The organism is Streptosporangium sp. NPDC006930 (genome assembly GCF_040635605.1).
Taxonomy (GTDB): Bacteria; Actinomycetota; Actinomycetes; order Streptosporangiales; family Streptosporangiaceae; genus Streptosporangium.
The window spans coordinates 342,485-360,874 of the sequence record NZ_JBEYID010000005.1; the positions used below are offsets into that span (position 1 = coordinate 342,485).

Consider the following 18,390-nt stretch of genomic DNA (forward strand, 5'->3'; position numbering starts at 1 on the left):
AACTCAAATCACATCTAGGGGGTCTATGCACACCTTGACCACCTCCGCCGCCTTGCGCGCGGAGCGTACTCCGGCGGCCCCTTTCAGCGCCGCGGCCAGCGCCGCTCCCGAGTCTCGCGCGATCCGCACCATGGCACGTTCCCGCACTTGATCCCCCTTGGGAGAGGCCACGGGAACGGGGCCGAGCACCTGCGCCCCCACCGGCAGGGTCATCTCGCCGATCATTTCCCGCACCGCCGCCGGAGACCCGGTGAGCGTCGCCATTTTCACCGCGGGGGGGAAACCGAGTTCTGTCCTGTCGGCCAGTTCTCTCTCGGCGTGGTTCACCGGATCCCAGCGCAGCAGAGCCTGTACGGCGGCGAGTGAGGAGTCGGCCAGCACGACCAGTTCGGCCGAGGCCCGCAGCAGGGCCGCCGCGTTCATCCACCGGCGCAGCGTCTCCTCCGCGGCGCGCAGATCGGGCCTGCCGAGCAGCGCCCAGCCGTCCAGCAGCACCGCCGCCGCGTACCCTCCCTCGGGCACCGGCTCGGCGCCCGGGGTGGCCACCACCAGGGCGCGGCCCGCGCCGACCGTGGCGAGCACCCCGTCCCTGCCCGACGTCTTGACCTTTACCGAAGGGAAGGCCCTCCCCAGCTCCTCGGCCGTGCGGCGGGCACCGACCACCAGGGCCCGCACCCGGGCGCCGCCGCAGGACGCGCAGCGCCAGTCACCCGCGATCCGGCCGCACCAGCGGCAGTACGGGGCCACGTGGCCGCCGCGCAGCGCGAACGGGCCGCCGCAGTGCCCGCAGCGGGCGGTCGCCCGGCAGCTCTGGCAGGCCAGCGCGGGCAGGTAGCCCCGGCGGGGGACCTGCACCAGCACGGGACCACTCTCCAGCCCGGCACGCAGGGCCCGCCAGGCGAGGCTGGGCAGCCGGGCGGCCCTCGCCGCCTCGTCCCTGGCCAGCTCCGAGTCCTCCCCCGCCGGACGGACCCTCGGCGCCCTCGCCCTCACCGTCGCGCGGGTCGCGACGATGGGCCCGGCCCAGCCCGCCGCGATGAGCCTGGTCGCCTCCGCCGTGCGGGCGTATCCCCCGATGAGCAGGCCCGCTCGCGCCCGGTGGGCACGCAGGGCGAGAACCTCCCTGGCGTGGGGGTAGGGGGCGAGCCGCTCGGAGTGCAGGTCGTCGCCGTCGTCCCAGATGACCGCGAGCCCGAGATCCCTGACCGGGGCGAACGCCGCTCCCCTCGTCCCGACCGCGACCCGCACCTGCCCCCTGGACACCCGCAGCCATCGCCGGTAGCGCTCGGCGGGTCCGAGGTCGGCCGTGAGGGCCACGTGCGCGCCGGGCTCCAGAACGGCGCTCAGGGCCGCGTCGAGCAGACCCACGTCCTTACCGTCGGGAAGCACCACGAGGGCTCCCCTGCCCCCGCCCAGGGTCTCCCGTACGGCAACCGCGACCGCCTCCGGCCACGTGGGCCCGCTCTCCCCGGTGCCCGGCAGGGCCGTCCACACCGCGCGGGGGGCGCCCCCCTTCGCCAGGGCCGCCAGGAACGCCTCCCCCTCCGAGTAGTCCGCCCATGGCCCGGGCCCCTCTCCCCGCACCGGATCCTGGGCGGCCGGGGTGGGGGTCTCGGCCTCGACCCTCGCGTGGCGGGGCGGGATGGCGAGGCGCAGGACGTCGGCCATGGTCCCGGCGTAGTGGTCGGCCACGGCCCGGGCCAGCGCGGCGATCTCCGGGGTGAGCACGGGCTCGGCTGAGACGACCCGCTCCAGGCGGGTCAGTTTGCCCTCGTGCTCGGTGGTCTCCACCCGCTCCAGCAGGAACCCGTCGACGAGCTTGCCCGCGAACCGGATGCGGACCCGGGTCCCCGGCACGGCGGCGGCGTCCAGGGGGGCGGGGACGAGATAGTCGAACAACCGGTCGAGGTGCGGCAGCGGCGTGTCGACGAGGACCCTCGCGACCGGCAGCTCGGCGGCCGGCTCCGGCACCCCTCTCACCGGCTCGACCACCCCGGAGGCTTTGGCCGTCCCTGCGGCCCTGACCACCCTGGCGGCCCTCACGGTCCCGGCGCGGCCACCCCGCGCCCTCGTGGGACCGCCCGGCACGTGCCGCGCACGGACCGCGTCGAGCGGCAGCAGGGCGTCGTCGTCCGGCGAGGGGCTGGCGTGGGTCACCCACCTGTCCTACCAGACCCGGGCACCCCCTCCAGACGACGGCGGGAGGACGGGCCGGTCCCGTGCCTCTGACGGCCAGGTCCCCGTACCTGCGGCAACCCGGTCCCGAGCCGCTGACGGCGAGAGGCGAACCCGGCGCGATCGCCCGCAAGGCCGGTCAAATGGAACGGCGGTGGGTCCAGCGGCCACCGAGCAGGGTGCCGAGGATCGGCATGTGCCGCAGGCCGTCCCCGTCCAGCCCGGCCGGATCGTACTCAGTGATCACCAGGTCGGCGGGGTCGCCCGGACGCACCCCCGTACGTCCTCTGGCGGCCGCCGCGAGCGCCACCGGCAGCGGGATCGCCTGCTCCGGGTGCCACGGCGGCCGCTCGTCGTCGGTCCTGGCCACGGCGGAGGCGATCCCGTCCCACGGGTCGAGCGGTGCCACCGGGGCGTCGGAGCCCAGCTCGACGACCGCTCCGGCCGCCAGCAGGTCGGCGTAGGCGAAGGCCCTGCCGGTCCGTCCCCGCCAGTGCAGGTCGGCCACGTCGCGGTCGTCCGGCGCGTGGGCGGGCTGCACGCCCGCGACCAGCCCCGGTCTGGCGAACCTCCCGAAGTCCTCGGGGCGGACGAGCTGCGCGTGCTCGATCCTCCCCGGGCAGCCGACCCGCTCGAACGCGTCCAGCGCGATGCCCACCGCCAGATCGCCGATCGCGTGCACCGCCGGGTCGATCCCGTGCCCGGCCGCCAGGACCATCACGCCGTACAACTCCTCGGGCGCCGTCTCCAGCAGCCCACGCGCCTCGCCGCCGGGGTACGGGTCCTCGCAGTAGGCGGTCCTGGTGTTCAGCGACCCGTCCACGAACGTCTTGACCGGTCCGACCTCCAGCAGGCCCCCCGCACCGGCGACGGGCTCGCCGGTACGCAGCCCGCGGCCGATCGCCTCCTCCAGCCGGTTCACCGGGATCGAGCAGCCGACCCGGACGTCGATCCGCTGCGTCCCCACCCGCCGGGTCCAGTCGGTGACGTTGTCGGCGAACTCGAAGTCCAGCACGCCCACGACGCCCCTCGCCGCGGCCGCGGTGGTGGCCTCGGCCACCCAGCGATCCAACTCGTCCTGCGGCGGCGGGGGCATCTCCGCCATCGCGTCGTAGCAGTCGCGCTCGCGCAGCACCCCCGTCGGATGCCCGCCCCTGCCGACCACCGCCAGCGCGGCCGGGCTGAACCAGGCGGTGTGCAGATCGTTGCTCACCAGCACGATCGGACGGTCGGGTGCCGCCGCCTGGAACATCGACTTGTGCGGCGTGTCCGGCCACAGGCCATCGCGAAAGCCGTAGCCGACCGTGAACCCGGACGCACCGGACCCGCCGGACGCGATAGGCGTACCGGATGTGTCGGCCCACGAGACGACGAGGTCGACCGCCTCCCGCGCCGACCGCGCCGAGGTCAGATCGATCCTGCGCCGGGCCTGCGCCCACTGTACGGAGTGCACGTGCGCGTCCCACAGGCCCGGCAGGAGGGTGGCACCCCCGGCGTCGACCGACTCGTCGCAGGGGGGCGGCTCCACGGCCACCTCCGCGACCCGGCCGCCGACGATCAGGACATGGCGCAACGGGCCACCGGGACCCAGTCGCGCGTTGCGCAACAGCAGGCGAGAAGACGGTGAGGACATAAGGCAGAGATTAGGCGGAAATCCGACGCACGCTCCCCCGGGTACCGGGGTTTTCCCCGGGCCGTCGTCGCGCATCCCCTCTCCTCGCTGTCCTCTCCTTCTTTCCGGTTCTTCCCGGATTTTTCGGCCGTCGCCGCGCACCGCCTTCCCAGCCAACGTCGCGCACCGCGTCGGAACCGATGCGGGGAGAACCGAAGCCGATGCCCCTTGCCCCCGCATCCCGTCCAGCGCTCCCGCACGCTCCCAGGCGATCGAACTCCTATCCGGCTGCGATCCGGGTGCTTAGAGTAAACGTGGAGCGCCTTCGGCAGGAGACCTTTGATATGGGACCGAGCTCGCCTGTTCCATCAGAAAACGGGTCATCTTCGGATGAATACTCGGGAATCAATCCAGAGCTAATGGAACGATTCATCGCCTCACTGGAGCATGCGCGAAAAGTGGTGGGCGAGCAGCTCCCGGCGATCCTCCGATTGCTTTCCTCGGTGGACGCCGACCGGTCCGCGGCGTTGCCGATCCGCGAGATCGAAGACTGGCTGGATCAGGAGATCCCGCGACTACGCAGACGCAACCAGCTGATCCAGGAGCCCGACCTCCTGACGAACTGGGCGCCGAGCCTGGCCGGTCCTGGTCTGCCGGGCCTCACGCCGGGACCGGGGCGCGAAGGACTCATCGCCTTCGACGAGAAGACCCTGGCGAGATGTGCTCTCGCCACCAACGAGGGCAGGAAACTCGCGGAGACCCTCGCCGCCCAGGGACACCCGACTCCCCACTCCTCCAAGAACATCTACGACGGGATCTTCGACCAACTCGCCGAGAGGCGGCAGGACCCCGACTTCGCCGCGGGATTCTTCGCCACTCTCGGCCCGAAGGGCGCGGCCACCGCGCTCAGGAAACTGAACGACTACCACGGAGAATCCGGCAAAAAACACTGGAAGACCATGGGAGAAGCCCTCGCCACGGCGGTGGCCCGGCGCCCGAAAACACTCGGCCCGTCCTGGGAGCCGGAGAACCTCGGGAAGATACAGGCGGCCAACCTGGGTCTGGTGCTCGGCCACGGCAGCTTCCCCTTCACCTGGCTCGCCGAGGTGATCCGTCCCCGCACCCAGAAATCCCCCGGTGCCGGGGCCTTCACCCGCCAGGCCGCCGACCTGAGCCACTTCCTGTCCGCTCTGGCCAACAATCCGGAAACGGCCAGGGCATTGTTCAACGGCATCTCTCCCGAAGATCGCAGGGATCTGTTCTCCGCACTCAACCGGGAGGTCTCGCTCTACACCAACGAGCACGACACGATCGCCTTCGACCCGGAGGCGGAGTTCGGCCGGATGCTCGCCGCCGGAGCCGGCGTCTTCGAGAAGCGCTCCCCGGGCCCCGAGGCGGTGCGATTCGCCTTCAACACCATGACGACCATGGGCAACCTCCGAACAGAGGCGGACTTCCGCAATCCGGAGGGGCAGCCGATGGAGGTGGCGCAGGGCGCGAGAATCTTCATGTCGATGCTCGCGGGCGCCTACCCCGCCGAAATGATCGAGGGCGCCAGCTTTCGGGACGCCAACCGAACCAAGGACAGTGTTTTCGACAAGACAGACACGCTCATTCTGGGACTCAAGCCGAAGTTCGTTCTCAGTCCAGGCGACACTTATCGGTTCATGAAGACCTTTGCTGACTCCGTAGAGCAAATGAAGCCATTCACGGAAGGGATGGGGAAGTTCTCCAGACATCTCATGGACTCGGCCGCAGCAAAGGACCAGGGAAAGAGCACCGAATACGTGGGGCGCGCTTTCATGGGATTGGGCTATTTGGCAGGAATGCAGATCGCCGCCGCGAACGAAGTCCAAGGGAAAATGGATGAGTACGATCAAAAGGTGCGGGACCGGATCTTCTTCCTCTTGGGCCTGAGCGTCGACCTCGTAGGGTTCGGCATCGGAGAGGGGGGTGCCGCGTTGCTGGACCTCTCGGGCCCTCTCGTAGAGATGGACGGGGCCGACGAGCTGATCTGGTTGATGATCAGCAAGACCGCGACCGAGACCATCGACTCGTACAAGGACATCGAAGGAACCCGCCTGGACAAACTCAAGGAAAGCAATCGCCTGGCCACCTTGGGCAGCGAATACTGGATATTTCACGAACTGAAGCGCTACGGGTTTTCGTACAAGGTGCCTCCCAGCGACCCCGCCTTCGGCGATCCACCCATCACCGGAGCCAATGGGAACCTCCTCCCCTTCGGCACGCTGGCGAAGGATCCGAAGGCGCTGAAGAATCTTGCCAACTGGCTGATCAGCAACGGCTCGGGAAGTGGAGACAAAAGCACAGCCGGAGAAGCCGCAGCAGAGATCGACCTCCTCTTCACCGGCGCAAAGGGAAAAACCAGGGATAACCCCGCGCCATGGGGATGACGACAGTATCAAGAGGTTCTTAGGCACTCGGTTTCCCCGGAGAGGACGAAGTTTTTTTCTTTGGGCGAAGTGGTCACCACTTTAACGTACGACTCTTTCTTAACCAGCTCGTCACGCGGCGCCACCGGATCAGCAGAAGCGACTTTATAGCCTCGCTTGATCAGCCCACCGGCCAATAGATTGAGCGTACCTACCGGATCATCCACACTGGATGTGCTCACTCCAGTAATTCCATATGTCCGCTTGGATTTACCTTCCCCGCAAGGAATGTTCCTGCCACCTTCATTTGTCACTGTGACATCTTTCGCTTGAATCAGATTCATCAACCAGTCGATGTCCGCCTTCAGTGTCATCTCGGCCTGCGCCGCCGTCGGCCCCGGAGGATCGGAGGAGCACGCCCCCAGGGTCAGGACTCCCAAGGCAGCGACCATAGCTGACCCGATACGAGCGAAGGCAGGGTGCGCCACGAATCTCACCATCCACGTCAGCCGACATCACTTAGCTCCCATGATGTCCGAGAGTTATGAAATTTCCAGACGGAATTCCTTAACATCACTCACGATGGCCAGAGAACGTAGTCGCTCATCCAGATCTCGAACATGTCTGCTCTCTGCCCACGGCTGAAGTCGGGCGCGCACCTGTCGGACGGACTTCGCGAGCCTCTCGGAGCTGTGAGTCGTGATGATGTTCGTGGCCTGACCGATCACCGCGACAGCCTCGGGAATCTCGCGCTTCTGGATCAAGGCGGTTGCGTATTCCAGTTGCAGGATGCCTCGCTCTCGCACAGAATCGGCCCCCATCCTGGCAAGCCGCCGCTCGGCTTCGGTTATCGCCCGGTCTGGTTGCTTGAGTTCGATGAGACAGAACACGCCGTAGGAAGCGACGCGATCCTGGTTGAGCCAGAACAGGTGGCGGAGATCCGGATCACTTGGCTTCGCACCCGCCAGATCGGTGGCGCGATCGAGGAGTCGGAGTCCGCCGTGGTCGCGCCTGGTGCTGGAGATCACCCGAGCCACCTGGATGGAGGTCGCCGCCTGCTGTAGGGGGTTGCCGCTCTCCCTGGCCCAGCCTTCAGCGGCGAAGACGTGGTCCATGGCCACCGTGGGCTTCTTCTCATAAAGCGCCATGTAGGCCGACAGCCCGTGCAGGTGGGCAAGAAGGGCAGGAGCACGCAGTTCGTGGGCCGCTGTCAGTCCTTCGGCGTACCGACGAGCGGCAACGGCGTACTCCCTCAAATCAAAGTGGCACCAGCCCGTCATGTGGCTCAGGCTCCAGTAAAGGCGCAGCAGCCGCTCGCGCAGGGGTGAGGTGAGAGAGCCCCGTTTCAGCAGGTCGTCGACCAACGCGCGCTTGGCTTCGGCTATCGGCAGGACCCGCTGAGGGCCGGACGCCTCGTCCATGGCCCACAGCCGGGCGGTGAGTCGCTCCAGCACGTTGATGGTGGCCGCGTCGATCGGGTGTTGGTGCCGAGCGGCGACTGCCAGGCGTTCCCGTTCCGGTGGGGTGAGGTGGCGCAGCAGGCCCAGGGCCGGTGTCCCGCCCAGGAGCAGGGCGAGTTCGAAGAGCAGTTCGCGGCGTTTCACGTCGGCCTCCTCTGCGCCGACCGCGCGCAGCAGGTCGGCACAGCGGGCGGGCGCGGGAACGAGTGGGGGAAGTGCCTTCGTTCCCTTGGTGCCCGGGATGGCCGGTGCGGACACCTCGCGGCGGTAGTGCGCGTCGAGGTGACGGTGATCCGTCTGGTCGATCAGGTCGCGGTCGCGCACCCCGTAGGAGGCGTAGACCTCGTCGGTGACCAGGCGGCGGGCGGTGGTCTGGTAGATGCGGGCGAAGATGGCGATCGCCCCGGCACCGGGACGCCGCCCGGCCTGCGGCCAGGCCTCGTAGTCGTAGAAGCGCGCGGCACGCAGGGTCGCGGTGCCCGCGGGGTCGAGGTCGTTGTAGGCGGCCACCACGTCGCCCGCCGTGCGACCGTGGGCGTAGCGGTACAGGCGCAACGGGCTGACCTGGTGATCGAGGGCGAACACCCCGGCGATCTGGTCGAACGTGAGGCGGCAGGCCCGCAGCGCCTCGCTGCGCCTCCTGCATCCCAGCAGGATCCGGTATCCCTCTCCGGGCATCCTCGACTCCCTTCCCCGAACACACACGGATCGTATGCCTGCGGTCACGGAGAATGACAGCCCGCGGGAGAAGTGGGGATCCTCGACCGCCGGATGCGGCGTTCTCGCAGGTCAGTGCCGCTGTGCGCGGAGTATCCGATCGGCGGCGTCACGGAGGGCTACCGCACGGGGGCGCCGGGCCACTGTTCTGCTGACGATTTTCCCCTGACCAGGAAAGCAGGAGAGCGCGCATGACCACTGCCCACGACGGCGTGGCCCCAGAACTCATCGAGGCGATGGTACGACTCAGCCCCGGCGGCATGACCTGGCGGCGGACCTTCCCCGGCCATCCCCACCAGGTTCCCGAGGCTCGACGCTTCGTCCGGTTTCTCCTGGTCGACTCCCCGTTCGGCCAGGACGCGGAGCAGGTCGTCGCCGAGCTCGCCGCCAACGCGATCCGCCACACCGCGAGCGGGCGACCGTACGGCACGTTCGTCGTCGAGGTCGTCCGCAGGCCCGAGGTCACTCGCGTGACGGTCTACGACTCCGGCCAGGGTGCCGTTCCCACCCTCCTTCACCCCACCCTTCTCCGCGAGGGCGGCCGGGGACTTCCCCTGGTCGTCGCCCTCGCCTCCCGGGTCGGCTGCCAGGGCACCCGGTCCCACGGCCACGCCGTCTGGGCCCAGTTCACCAGCGAGAAGTACTCCGCATCCCCCGAGTGCTCATGACGAGCGGGCCGTCATGAGCACTCGGGCCTGCTCGGAGTTCGGATCTTCAGCCGGTCGGAGGCTCCGGATCCACAGGGCGGACCGCGCGGACGGAGTTCTGCCAGACAGCTCTCCGGCGTCTTGTCGAAACCGGCCTGACGAGGGAGGGACGGCGCCGGTGGGCGGATGCGCCTGCGGTGCCACGGTGCCGAGCGTGGGCTGGGCGCGCGAGCTCAGCCGGCGTGCAGCCTGGTGATGAGCTCATGCGCGACGTCCAGGAACTGATCGCGCGAGGACGTCGTCGTCTGCAGGTCGACGAATGCCTCGTGGGCACCGAACTGGGCGAGGGTCAGCAGGTAGTCACCGATCTGCCGCACGGTTCCGGCGTGCGGTACCTGGTCGTCGGGCGCGGGAGAATCGGTGATCTTCGGATTGACGCGTACCACCATTCGCAGGGCCGACGGGTCCCGGTCGACGCGTGCCGCGGCCTGCAGCGCCACATCCCACAGGGAGGCCAGATAGGGCATGGGTATCGCCGCGCTCAGCCAGCCGTCGGCTCGCCTGCCGATCCTCTCCATGGACGAGGGCGTGTAACCGGCGAGCAGGATCGGGGGGCGCGGCCGCTGGAAGGGCTTGAGGTCGATGTGCGACGGCGGCACGGTCCAAAGCGTGCCCTTGTGCTCGACGACCTCACTGCTCCAGACGGCCTCCATCACGTCGAGCGTCTCTTCGAGCCGGTCTCCCCTCCCCTGCCAGGGCACCCCGGTCGCGGTGTATTCGTCACGCAGCCATCCGAGACCGATGCCGACGTCCAGCCGTCCGTGGCTGAGCAGGTCGAGCGAGGTCAGCATGCGGGCGAGCAAGACCGGCGGTTGCCACAGCGCGTTGAGCGTGCTGGTTCCCAGCCGGACCTCCCGAGTACTGACGGCGGCCAGCGTCAATGCGGTCAGCGGGTCGAAGAACGTCGCGAAGGCCGGAGGGATCTCGCCGTCTCCTCCCGGGTAGGGATCGCTGGGTGCGAGCGGCAACATGATCCGATCACCCGCCCACAGGCTGCTGTAACCCATGGCCTCCAGATCCGCGCCGGCCTGCCGGATGAAATCGGGGTCGGCGAAGGCGCCGTACTGCGGGACTGCATATCCGATCTGCATGAGATGCTCCTTGATACTTCGCCATGGAAAGCCGGGAGGAACCGAGGTGCGTATTGCGTACGCGTCTCGATACCGGGACGCTCCCGGTCTAGTGTCCAGAAGACGTTAGGCGACACCTCTTGGACATGATTTGCTATCGGGTTGGGGTGGCCTCTGGGCGCTAAAAGCCCGCTTAAGACCTTGCTGTGATGTCCCCTCGGGCAGCGTTCCCTGGTCTTCTAGACGGAGGTGAAACCAAGTGCCGCGGCGGCCTCGCTCTGCGCGGTGTCACGGCCGGCGAAGCCGAGCTTGTCCCTCGGCTCCTCCAGAAGCGGCACGGCCGCCAACTCCGCGGTGGCGAGATGCATGGCGTCGAGCGCACGAAGGGCATGGGTGTAGACGATCTCCACCGCCCGGCGTTCCACGGCGTCACGGGGAGCGCTCACAGCAACGTGACCGGACCGTCCTCTCCAGGGTCCGCCGCCAGTACGGCGATCCTGGTGTCCAGTTCCCGGTATCCCGCCGGGCGGGACAGGGGCCGGGAACGCGAACGGCCCCCGCGAAGGAGTTCGCGGGGGCCGTCTTGAAACGTGCGGGTCAGAGACCGGCGGCGGCGCGCAGGGCGTCGGCGCGGTCGGTGGACTCCCAGGAGAAGCCCTCGCGGCCGAAGTGACCGTACGCGGAGGTGCCCGAGTAGATCGGGCGGAGCAGATCGAGGTCGCGGATGATCGCGGCCGGACGCAGGTCGAAGACCTCGAGCACGGCCTGCTGGATCTTCTCGACGTCGGTCTTCTCGGTGCCGAAGGTCTCGATGAACACGCCCACCGGGTGTGCCTTGCCGATGGCGTAGGCGACCTGGACCTCGGCCCGGTCGGCGAGACCGGCGGCCACGATGTTCTTCGCGACCCAGCGCATGGCGTAGGCGGCCGAGCGGTCGACCTTGGACGGGTCCTTGCCGGAGAAGGCGCCGCCACCGTGGCGGGACATGCCGCCGTAGGTGTCAACGATGATCTTGCGGCCGGTCAGGCCGGCGTCGCCCATGGGGCCGCCGATCTCGAAGCGGCCGGTCGGGTTGACCAGGAGGCGGTAACCCTCGGTGGCGATCTCCAGGCCGGCGAGGACCGGGTCGACCACGTGCTCCTTGATGTCGGGAGCGAGCATCTCCTTGAGGTCGATCTCGGCCGCGTGCTGGGTGGAGACCACCACGGTGTCGAGCCGGACGGGCGTGTCGCCCTCGTACTCGACGGTGACCTGGGTCTTGCCGTCGGGGCGCAGGTAGGGCACCGTGCCGTTCTTGCGGACCTGCGACAGACGCTCGGCGAGACGGTGCGCCAGCTGGATCGGCAGCGGCATCAGCTCGGGGGTCTCGCGGCAGGCGTAGCCGAACATGAGGCCCTGGTCACCGGCGCCCTGGCGGTCGAGGTCGTCGCCGGCCTCGCCCTCACGGTTCTCGTAGGCGTCGTCGACGCCCTGCGCGATGTCGGGCGACTGCGCGCCGATGGACACCGACACGCCACAGGAGGCGCCGTCGAAGCCCTTGTGCGAGGCGTCGTAGCCGATCTCGAGGATCTTCTCCCGGATGAGGCCGGGGATGTCGACATAGGTCTCCGTCGTCACCTCTCCGGCGACGTGGACCTGACCGGTGGTGATCAGCGTCTCGACCGCGACGCGGCTCCTGGGGTCACCCTTGAGCATGGCGTCGAGAATCGCGTCACTGATCTGGTCGGCGATCTTGTCCGGGTGGCCTTCTGTGACCGACTCGGAGGTGAAAAGGCGACGGGACAAGTCAGTGGCTCCTCATGCAGCGGCTGCTGGCGTCTGGGGGCTCTGGCGTCGGCGGACACCAGTAGCGCTCCGGCGAATTCTAGCCCCACCTGATGTGGAGCCGCGAAATCGTCTCAGATCATGTCACTCTAAAGTCTCGGTCACATACGGAAAAGAGCCCTGTCCCGTGGGGATCCGGGTTTGAAACGTCCCTGACCGCCACAGTGAGGTGCGCTCGACCGCAACGCAAGGACGAAGTACGCCAAAACCCCGCTGTGCTCATAAATCGGGCAGCGGATCGGGAGGTAACGTCTCGGGGGCGAAGACCTCGGCGTCAGCGGCGGCGACCACCGCGGCGTACTCCTCGTCGATCTCGAACACCATCCCGCCAAGCTCGATCGCCGCGCCCATGGAGAACTCCAGCGGGCCGAGCCGGGTGCGACGGGAGTGGGTGGCGTACACCGAGGTCGGCGCGTCACGATCGAAGAACTTGGTGGAGATCACGCAGATGGTGCGATCGGTGACCACGATGAGGAAGGTCGCCATGCACGGGTTTCCCACCGACAGCGCCGGCAGGACGTAGTGGATCTCCTCACCCGGGGGGAGCAGCGCCCGGCATCGAGCCCTCACGGCGGCGGCGACCGGCATGATCGAAACCCCTCCCAGGCGCGACATCGCAGGTCATCTCGGACGAAGTATCCGCCGGGAGGTGGTCTACGGCAAGGGGTTAGAGCAGGCGCGCGGCGACAAGATGGCCGCCTGGTATCGGTCGGCGTCCGAGGCGCGGGTCAGAGCAGGCGCGCGGCGACAAGGTCCCAGACCGTGTCGGCGAGGGACTCCTTGGGCCCACGCGGGATGTCGACCTGCTCTCCGTCCGCGACCAGAACAACGGCCGCGTTGTCGGGCGTGCCGAAGGCGAGGCCGTCACCGACCTGATTGACGACGAGGAGATCGCAGCCCTTGCGGGCGAGCTTGGCCCGCCCGTTGGCAAGGACGTCGTCGGTCTCGGCCGCGAACCCCGCGATCACTCGCGGGTACGGCTTGAGGCCCTCGCGGCGCCGCTCACCCAACTCCGCCAGAATGTCTGGATTTTTCACTAGATAAATGGCGTCAGGCTCGCCGGCGGTCTTCTTGATCTTCGATCCGCTCCGTACCGAGGGCCGGAAGTCGGCGACAGCGGCGGCCATCACCACGGCGTCGGCGCCCTCCACCGCCTCCAGCACCGCGTCACGCAGCTCCAGGGCCGACTCGACCCGGACGACCCTGGCTCCCGCCGGATCGGGCAGGGCGACGTTGGCGGCCACCAGGGTGACCTCGGCCCCTCGGGCGACGGCCGTGCGGGCCAGCGCGTAACCCTGCAGGCCCGAGGAGCGGTTGCCGATGAAACGGACCGGGTCGATGGCCTCGCGGGTGCCCCCGGCGGAGATCACCAGACGGCGACCGGCGAGATCGGCCGGACGCCCGGCGATGACACGGCGGCAGACCTCGAAGATCTCCTTGGGGTCCGGCAGCCGGCCGGGGCCGGTGTCGGCGCCTGTCAGGCGGCCCACGGCGGGATCGACGACGATCGAGCCGCGCTCGCGGAGCGTGGCCACGTTGGCGCGGGTCGCGGGGTGCTCCCACATCTCGGTGTGCATCGCGGGGGCGAACACCACCGGGCAGCGCGCGGTGAGCAGGGTGTTGGTCAGCAGGTCGCCCGCCAGCCCGTGGGCGGCCTTGGCGAGCACGTCGGCGGTGGCCGGCGCGACGACCACCAGGTCGGCGCCCTGCCCGATGCGGACGTGCGGAACCTCGTGCACGGACTCCCAGACATCGGTCGTGACCGGGTTGCCGGACAGCGCGGCCCAGGTCGGCTCGCCGACGAAGCGGAGAGCCTCCCTGGTCGGGACGACGCGCACGTCGTGGCCCGACTCGGTGAACAGGCGCAGCAGCTCACACGCCTTGTAGGCGGCGATGCCCGCGCTCACGCCGAGGACGACCCTGGGCCTGTCAGGAGGCCCGGCTTCTTCGGGGGTCCGCATCGAGGTGGCTTCAGCCCTCGATCGGCTCGGAGGTGAGCAGGCCCTCGCTGACCTCGCGCAGCGCGATGGACAGCGGCTTCTCCTGCGCGTGGGTCTCGACGAGCGGGCCCACGTACTCGAGCAGACCCTCGCCCAACTGGGAGTAGTAGGCGTTGATCTGACGCGCCCGCTTGGAGCCGAAGATCACGAGACTGTACTTGCTGTCGACGATGTCGAGCAGGGCGTCGATCGACGGGTTGGTGATGCCTTCGGAGTAGGCGGCGCTGGTTGCCACGTGTGATTTCCCCTAGCTAGGTGAACGTCCGAGGCGCGAATCCTCGGGAGCATCAGCCAACAAGGCTATCAGCCGATGGCATACGTCCTGGACGGACGTGTTGACGAGCGTCAGGTCGAACTCCTGCTCCGCCGCCATCTCGATCCGGCCGGCCGCCAGGCGGCGGGCGATGACGTCCTCGGGCTCGGTGCCCCTGCCTCGCAGGCGCTTCTCCAGCTCACCCCACGTCGGGGGCGCCAGGAAGACGAGCAGGGCCTCGGGCATGGTCGCGCGGACCTGCCTGGCGCCCTGGAGGTCGATCTCCAGCAGTGTGGGCACCCCGGCCTCAAGCTTCTCGATCACGGGGCCGCGCGGGGTTCCGTACCGGTTACCGGCGAACTCGGCCCATTCCAGCAGCTCGCCCGAGGCGGCGAGGCGGTCGAACTCCTCGTCGTCGGCGAAGAAGTATTCGACGCCGTGGGTCTCCCCCGGACGGGGCTTCCTGGTGGTCACCGAGACCGACAGCCACACCTGCGGGTGTGCCCGCCGAAGCTCGGCGACGACCGTGGACTTGCCGACACCCGACGGCCCGGACAGGACCGTCAGGCGCTTACCTGCCGGGAGCCCGGGGAAGGCTCGCGCCCTCTCCGGACCTACGGCCGGGGATGTGGAGCGACCGGCCCCGCCCTCGGCGGTTGCCTCCGGAGTCCGACTCTCGTCGGACCACGACGTTGCGGTCACTCCAAACCCCCCGTGATGCCGTCCCCCATGCGGGGCGAGCGTGGTCGTATGAACCGAGATTAGCTCTCGGCCCCGCCGAACTCACGCTCGAGCGAAGCTCGCTGGTTCGTACCCAGACCCCGCACACGGCGGGACTCTGCGATGCCGAGCTTTTCCATGAGCTGCTTGGCGCGGACCTTGCCCACGCCGGGAAGCGACTCCAGAAGAGCCGAAACCTTCATCTTGCCGATGACGTCGTCGGCCTGCCCGTCTTTGAGCACCTCAGCCAGAGAGACCGCACCGTGCTTCAGGCGGTTCTTCACCTCGGCACGCTCTCGGCGGGCCTTGGCAGCCTTCTCTAGGGCTGCGGCGCGCTGCTCAGGGGTAAGGGGAGGAAGAGCCACGCCGGGTCACCTCGAATTTCCTGTCGATGTACTCGGACGGGATGGGAAACTAGCTGGTCATGGCGCTTCAAGCAACGTCAAGGCCACTTTATCCCCCTAGAAAATCTACTTCGTGACTTTGTGTGCTTGCCATGTCGCTTTCCGTTGACAAAACTGCTCTCATCGCCGAGTTTTCAGGGGTTGTCTCACCCGCGACGTTCGACGGTCTCCCACGCCCCCTGGCACGCGAAACCGGCCGGTTTCCCGCATCGCCTCACGCGGGGAGCCGGGTGGTTTCCGGCGTTACCCCACCCGCGACGCCCGAGGGCTGCGGACCCCCGTCCGCGACGCCCGGCGGCCTCAAACCCCACCCGCGACACCCGGCGGTCTCAAACCCCACCCGCGACACCCGATGGCTTCCAAACCTTCGTCCGCGACGCCCGGCGCTCTCCGAATCCAACCGCGACCCCGGCCGGCCTTTCGAACGACCCCACCCGCGAACACCCGGCAGATCCCGGATCGTCCCCACCCACGAACACCCGACGGAATGCCGGCCGTCCTCAGGCGCGATGCCCCGTGGTGGCCGAAACCCGCCGCAGGGCGGCGGCGATGCCCGCGGCCGTCGCGCCGGGGTCGGCGGAGCCGGTGATCGGGCGGCCGATCACGAGGAGGTCGGCCCCGTCGGCCAGAGCCTGCTCGGGAGTGGCCACTCTCGCCTGGTCCTGGCTCTCGGCGCCTACGGGGCGGACACCGGGGGTGATGAGGGTGATGTCGGGCCCGACCTCGGCGCGCACCGCGGCGACCTCGCGTGGCGAGCAGACGAGGGCCTGGGCGCCCGCGGCGACGGCCAGCGCCGACAGACGGCGCACGGCGTCCTCGGAGGAGCCCTTGACACCCATCTGGTCCAGGTCGGCCTCCGAGAGCGAGGTGAGCAGCGTCACCGCCGCGATCTGGGTGTGGGGCATCGCCTCCACGGCCGCCCGGATCATCGCGGGGCCGCCGGCGGCGTGGACGGTCAGGATGGCGGGCTTGAGCCTGGCAACGGCCCTGGCGGCGCCCGCGACGGTGTTGGGGATGTCGTGGAGCTTCAGGTCGAGGAAGACCTGCACTCCGCTCGCCCCCCGGACGGAGGCGATCACGTCGGGGCCGTAGCGGAGATAGAGCTCCAGCCCGACCTTGACGGTGGTGACATGCGGGGTCACCAGGCTCGCCCAGTGGGCCGCGGTCTCGAGGTCTGGCGCGTCCAGGGCGACGGCGATGGGTGCGGGCCTCACAGGGAACTCTCCTCAAGATCTATCCGGTGCCGGGTGGACGCCCCCGGCGGGCGGTGGGCCAGTCCGACCGCGTCGGCCAGCCGGTGGAACCCCCGGGCCGCCAGAAGCTCCTCCAGCTCGCGGAGGATGCGCAGGCAGGCGTAGGGGTCGTGGAACAGTGCCGTCCCCACGGCGACGACACAGGCGCCGGCGAGGATGAGCTCGAAGGCGTCCCTGCCGGTCAGCACGCCGCCCATGCCGATGATGGGCACGCTGGGCAGGGCCGCGTGGACCTGCCACACGCAGCGTACGGCCAGCGGACGGATGGCCGGTCCCGACAGGCCACCGGTGACCGCCGCGAGCGTGGGGCGCATCGCCTCGGTGTCGATGCTCATGCCGAGCGGGTTGTTGATCATCGAGAGCGCGTCGGCGCCGCCGTCCACACACGCGCGGGCGACGCTCACGATGTCCATGACGTCCGGGGAGAGCTTGGCCACCACCGGCACGTCGTACCGCATCACCGAGCGCACCGAGGCGATCACCTCCGCGGAGGCGGCGCCGTCGCGGGCGAAGACCCGGCCGCGGTCCTCGATGTTGGGGCACGACAGGTTGACCTCCACGGCGGTGACGCCGGGCGCGTCGGTGAGCCTGCGGGCCAGCGCGGTGTACTCGGCCACGGTGCCGCCGCCGATGGACACCACGGTCCGTACGCCCCGCTGCGACAGCCAGGGCAGCTCACGCTCCAGGAAGGCGTCCACGCCCGGTCCCTGGAGCCCGACGGCGTTGAGCATGCCCGAGGGCGTCTCGGCCATCCTCGGGGTCGGACGGCCCGCTCTGGGGGCCATCGTGATCGACCGGGTGGTCAGCGCGCCGATCCTGGCCAGGTCGAAGAACTGGGCGAGCTCGGAGCCGGACGCCGCGCACCCGGCGGCCGTGGTGACGGGGTTGACCAGCTCCACGTGCCCCAGGTACGTCCGCATGTCAACCGGCATGCCGCGTTCCCCCACCGGGTGCTCCCAGCGCGTCGAACGGGATCGTGCCGACGTCGTCGAAGCGGACGCGCTCGCCCCTGAAGACCGGTCCTTCGACGCACGAGCGCACCATCCGGGTTACACCGTCGTCCCCGATCACCGGCAGCACGCACGTCATGCACACGCCGATCCCGCACGCCATGCCCTCCTCGACGGCCACCTGGACGGGGATGTCGAACTCGACCGCGACCGCGGTGACGCCGCGCAGCACCGGCATCGGGCCGCAGGCGTAGACGGCGTCGGCCCGCACGTCGGCGATCACTCCCGGCAGCACGTCGGTCACCCTGCCGCGCATGCCCAGGGAGCCGTCCTCGGTGGTGAGCGTGGTGGTCTCCCCCATCCTCCTGGCGCGCAGGGCGCCGAACACCCGGTCGGCGGAGACCGCGCCGAGGACGAAGTCGACGCGGCAGCCGCGCCCCTGGAGGACGTCGGCCACGGTGAACAGCGTCGCCGCACCGTGCTCGGCGCCGACCAGGACGCAGGTCACCGGGTCCCTGGGCAGCGGGAACGGGCGGCCGAGCGGGCCCACCAGGTCGAGGGTGTCGCGGGCGCGGCGCTCGGCGAGCCAGGCCGTGCCGGGGCCCCGCACGGAGAAGACGAACTCGACCGTACCCCCGTAGTCGGGCTTGACGTCGTGGACGAAGAAGGCACGGCGCGTCAGCATCGACGTCCGGACCCCGCCGACGGCCACCCCGACGAAGTGGCCGGGCCGGAAGCGCTCGGCGATGCCGGGCGCCACCACGGTCAGCGCATGGTAGGCGTCGACGCGGCGCGTCGTCAGCACCGTGCCGGTCACCTGTACCGGGGTAACAGGCGTCTCCCTCACCTCCG

17 protein-coding genes are annotated in these 18,390 nt (G+C 69.4%); 2 read left to right on the forward strand and 15 right to left on the reverse strand.

Annotated features, from left to right (window positions below):
• Positions 1–3: 3 nt before the first annotated feature.
• Positions 4–1,992, reverse strand: coding sequence for a primosomal protein N' (locus tag ABZ664_RS12225; protein WP_362507306.1), 1,989 nt, complete (start codon positions 1,990–1,992; stop codon positions 4–6).
• 322 nt (positions 1,993–2,314) lie between these two features.
• Positions 2,315–3,808 carry an amidohydrolase family protein gene (locus ABZ664_RS12230; RefSeq protein WP_362507093.1) on the reverse strand — a complete coding sequence of 498 codons (1,494 nt, stop codon included), beginning with the start codon at positions 3,806–3,808 and terminating at the stop codon, positions 2,315–2,317.
• Between the two features lie 398 nt (positions 3,809–4,206).
• Here ABZ664_RS12230 and ABZ664_RS12235 point away from each other — a divergent pair, with 398 nt between their 5' ends.
• Positions 4,207–6,201 carry a hypothetical protein gene (locus ABZ664_RS12235; protein ID WP_362507096.1) on the forward strand — a complete coding sequence of 665 codons (1,995 nt, stop codon included), beginning with the start codon at positions 4,207–4,209 and terminating at the stop codon, positions 6,199–6,201.
• 8 nt (positions 6,202–6,209) lie between these two features.
• Here ABZ664_RS12235 and ABZ664_RS12240 read toward each other — a convergent pair whose 3' ends face one another.
• Complete coding sequence (locus ABZ664_RS12240; protein ID WP_362507100.1) at positions 6,210–6,632, reverse strand: hypothetical protein; 423 nt, start codon at positions 6,630–6,632, stop codon at positions 6,210–6,212.
• Positions 6,633–6,722: 90 nt separating this feature from the next.
• Entirely contained in the window at positions 6,723–8,318 is a 1,596-nt protein-coding gene (locus ABZ664_RS12245; RefSeq protein ID WP_362507103.1) for a hypothetical protein, read from the reverse strand.
• 230 nt (positions 8,319–8,548) lie between these two features.
• Between ABZ664_RS12245 and ABZ664_RS12250 the strand changes: the two genes are divergently transcribed.
• The gene (locus ABZ664_RS12250; protein WP_362507106.1) at positions 8,549–9,025 is read left to right on the forward strand and encodes an ATP-binding protein; all 477 of its coding nucleotides are present in this window, start codon (positions 8,549–8,551) and stop codon (positions 9,023–9,025) included.
• Positions 9,026–9,237: 212 nt separating this feature from the next.
• Here ABZ664_RS12250 and ABZ664_RS12255 read toward each other — a convergent pair whose 3' ends face one another.
• The 11 genes from ABZ664_RS12255 to ABZ664_RS12305 all read right to left on the reverse strand — a co-directional run bounded on the left by ABZ664_RS12255 (position 9,238) and on the right by ABZ664_RS12305 (position 18,355).
• The gene (locus ABZ664_RS12255; RefSeq protein WP_362507109.1) at positions 9,238–10,155 is read right to left on the reverse strand and encodes a TIGR03619 family F420-dependent LLM class oxidoreductase; all 918 of its coding nucleotides are present in this window, start codon (positions 10,153–10,155) and stop codon (positions 9,238–9,240) included.
• A gap of 218 nt (positions 10,156–10,373) precedes the next feature.
• Positions 10,374–10,580, reverse strand: coding sequence for a hypothetical protein (locus tag ABZ664_RS12260; RefSeq protein WP_362507112.1), 207 nt, complete (start codon positions 10,578–10,580; stop codon positions 10,374–10,376).
• 151 nt (positions 10,581–10,731) lie between these two features.
• On the reverse strand, positions 10,732–11,919 hold the full coding sequence (metK, locus tag ABZ664_RS12265; RefSeq protein WP_362507115.1) for a methionine adenosyltransferase: 1,188 nt from the start codon (positions 11,917–11,919) through the stop codon (positions 10,732–10,734).
• A 258-nt stretch (positions 11,920–12,177) separates the two neighbouring features.
• Entirely contained in the window at positions 12,178–12,573 is a 396-nt protein-coding gene (locus ABZ664_RS12270) for a hypothetical protein (RefSeq protein ID WP_362507118.1), read from the reverse strand.
• Between the two features lie 113 nt (positions 12,574–12,686).
• Positions 12,687–13,919, reverse strand: coding sequence for a bifunctional phosphopantothenoylcysteine decarboxylase/phosphopantothenate--cysteine ligase CoaBC (gene coaBC / locus ABZ664_RS12275; protein ID WP_362507121.1), 1,233 nt, complete (start codon positions 13,917–13,919; stop codon positions 12,687–12,689).
• Positions 13,920–13,929: 10 nt separating this feature from the next.
• Positions 13,930–14,193 carry a DNA-directed RNA polymerase subunit omega gene (gene rpoZ / locus ABZ664_RS12280; RefSeq protein ID WP_030909981.1) on the reverse strand — a complete coding sequence of 88 codons (264 nt, stop codon included), beginning with the start codon at positions 14,191–14,193 and terminating at the stop codon, positions 13,930–13,932.
• A gap of 12 nt (positions 14,194–14,205) precedes the next feature.
• The gene (gmk, locus tag ABZ664_RS12285; protein WP_362507309.1) at positions 14,206–14,778 is read right to left on the reverse strand and encodes a guanylate kinase; all 573 of its coding nucleotides are present in this window, start codon (positions 14,776–14,778) and stop codon (positions 14,206–14,208) included.
• A 194-nt stretch (positions 14,779–14,972) separates the two neighbouring features.
• Entirely contained in the window at positions 14,973–15,296 is a 324-nt protein-coding gene (gene mihF, locus ABZ664_RS12290; RefSeq protein ID WP_350948044.1) for an integration host factor, actinobacterial type, read from the reverse strand.
• Positions 15,297–15,835: 539 nt separating this feature from the next.
• Entirely contained in the window at positions 15,836–16,549 is a 714-nt protein-coding gene (gene pyrF, locus ABZ664_RS12295; protein ID WP_362507126.1) for an orotidine-5'-phosphate decarboxylase, read from the reverse strand.
• Positions 16,546–17,520: a dihydroorotate dehydrogenase gene (locus tag ABZ664_RS12300; protein ID WP_350948042.1), complete on the reverse strand. Its 975-nt coding sequence runs from the start codon at positions 17,518–17,520 to the stop codon at positions 16,546–16,548. The genes pyrF and ABZ664_RS12300 overlap by 4 nt, the downstream gene beginning before the upstream one ends.
• The gene (locus tag ABZ664_RS12305; protein WP_362507131.1) at positions 17,510–18,355 is read right to left on the reverse strand and encodes a dihydroorotate dehydrogenase electron transfer subunit; all 846 of its coding nucleotides are present in this window, start codon (positions 18,353–18,355) and stop codon (positions 17,510–17,512) included. The genes ABZ664_RS12300 and ABZ664_RS12305 overlap by 11 nt, the downstream gene beginning before the upstream one ends.
• Between the last annotated feature and the right edge of the window lie 35 nt (positions 18,356–18,390).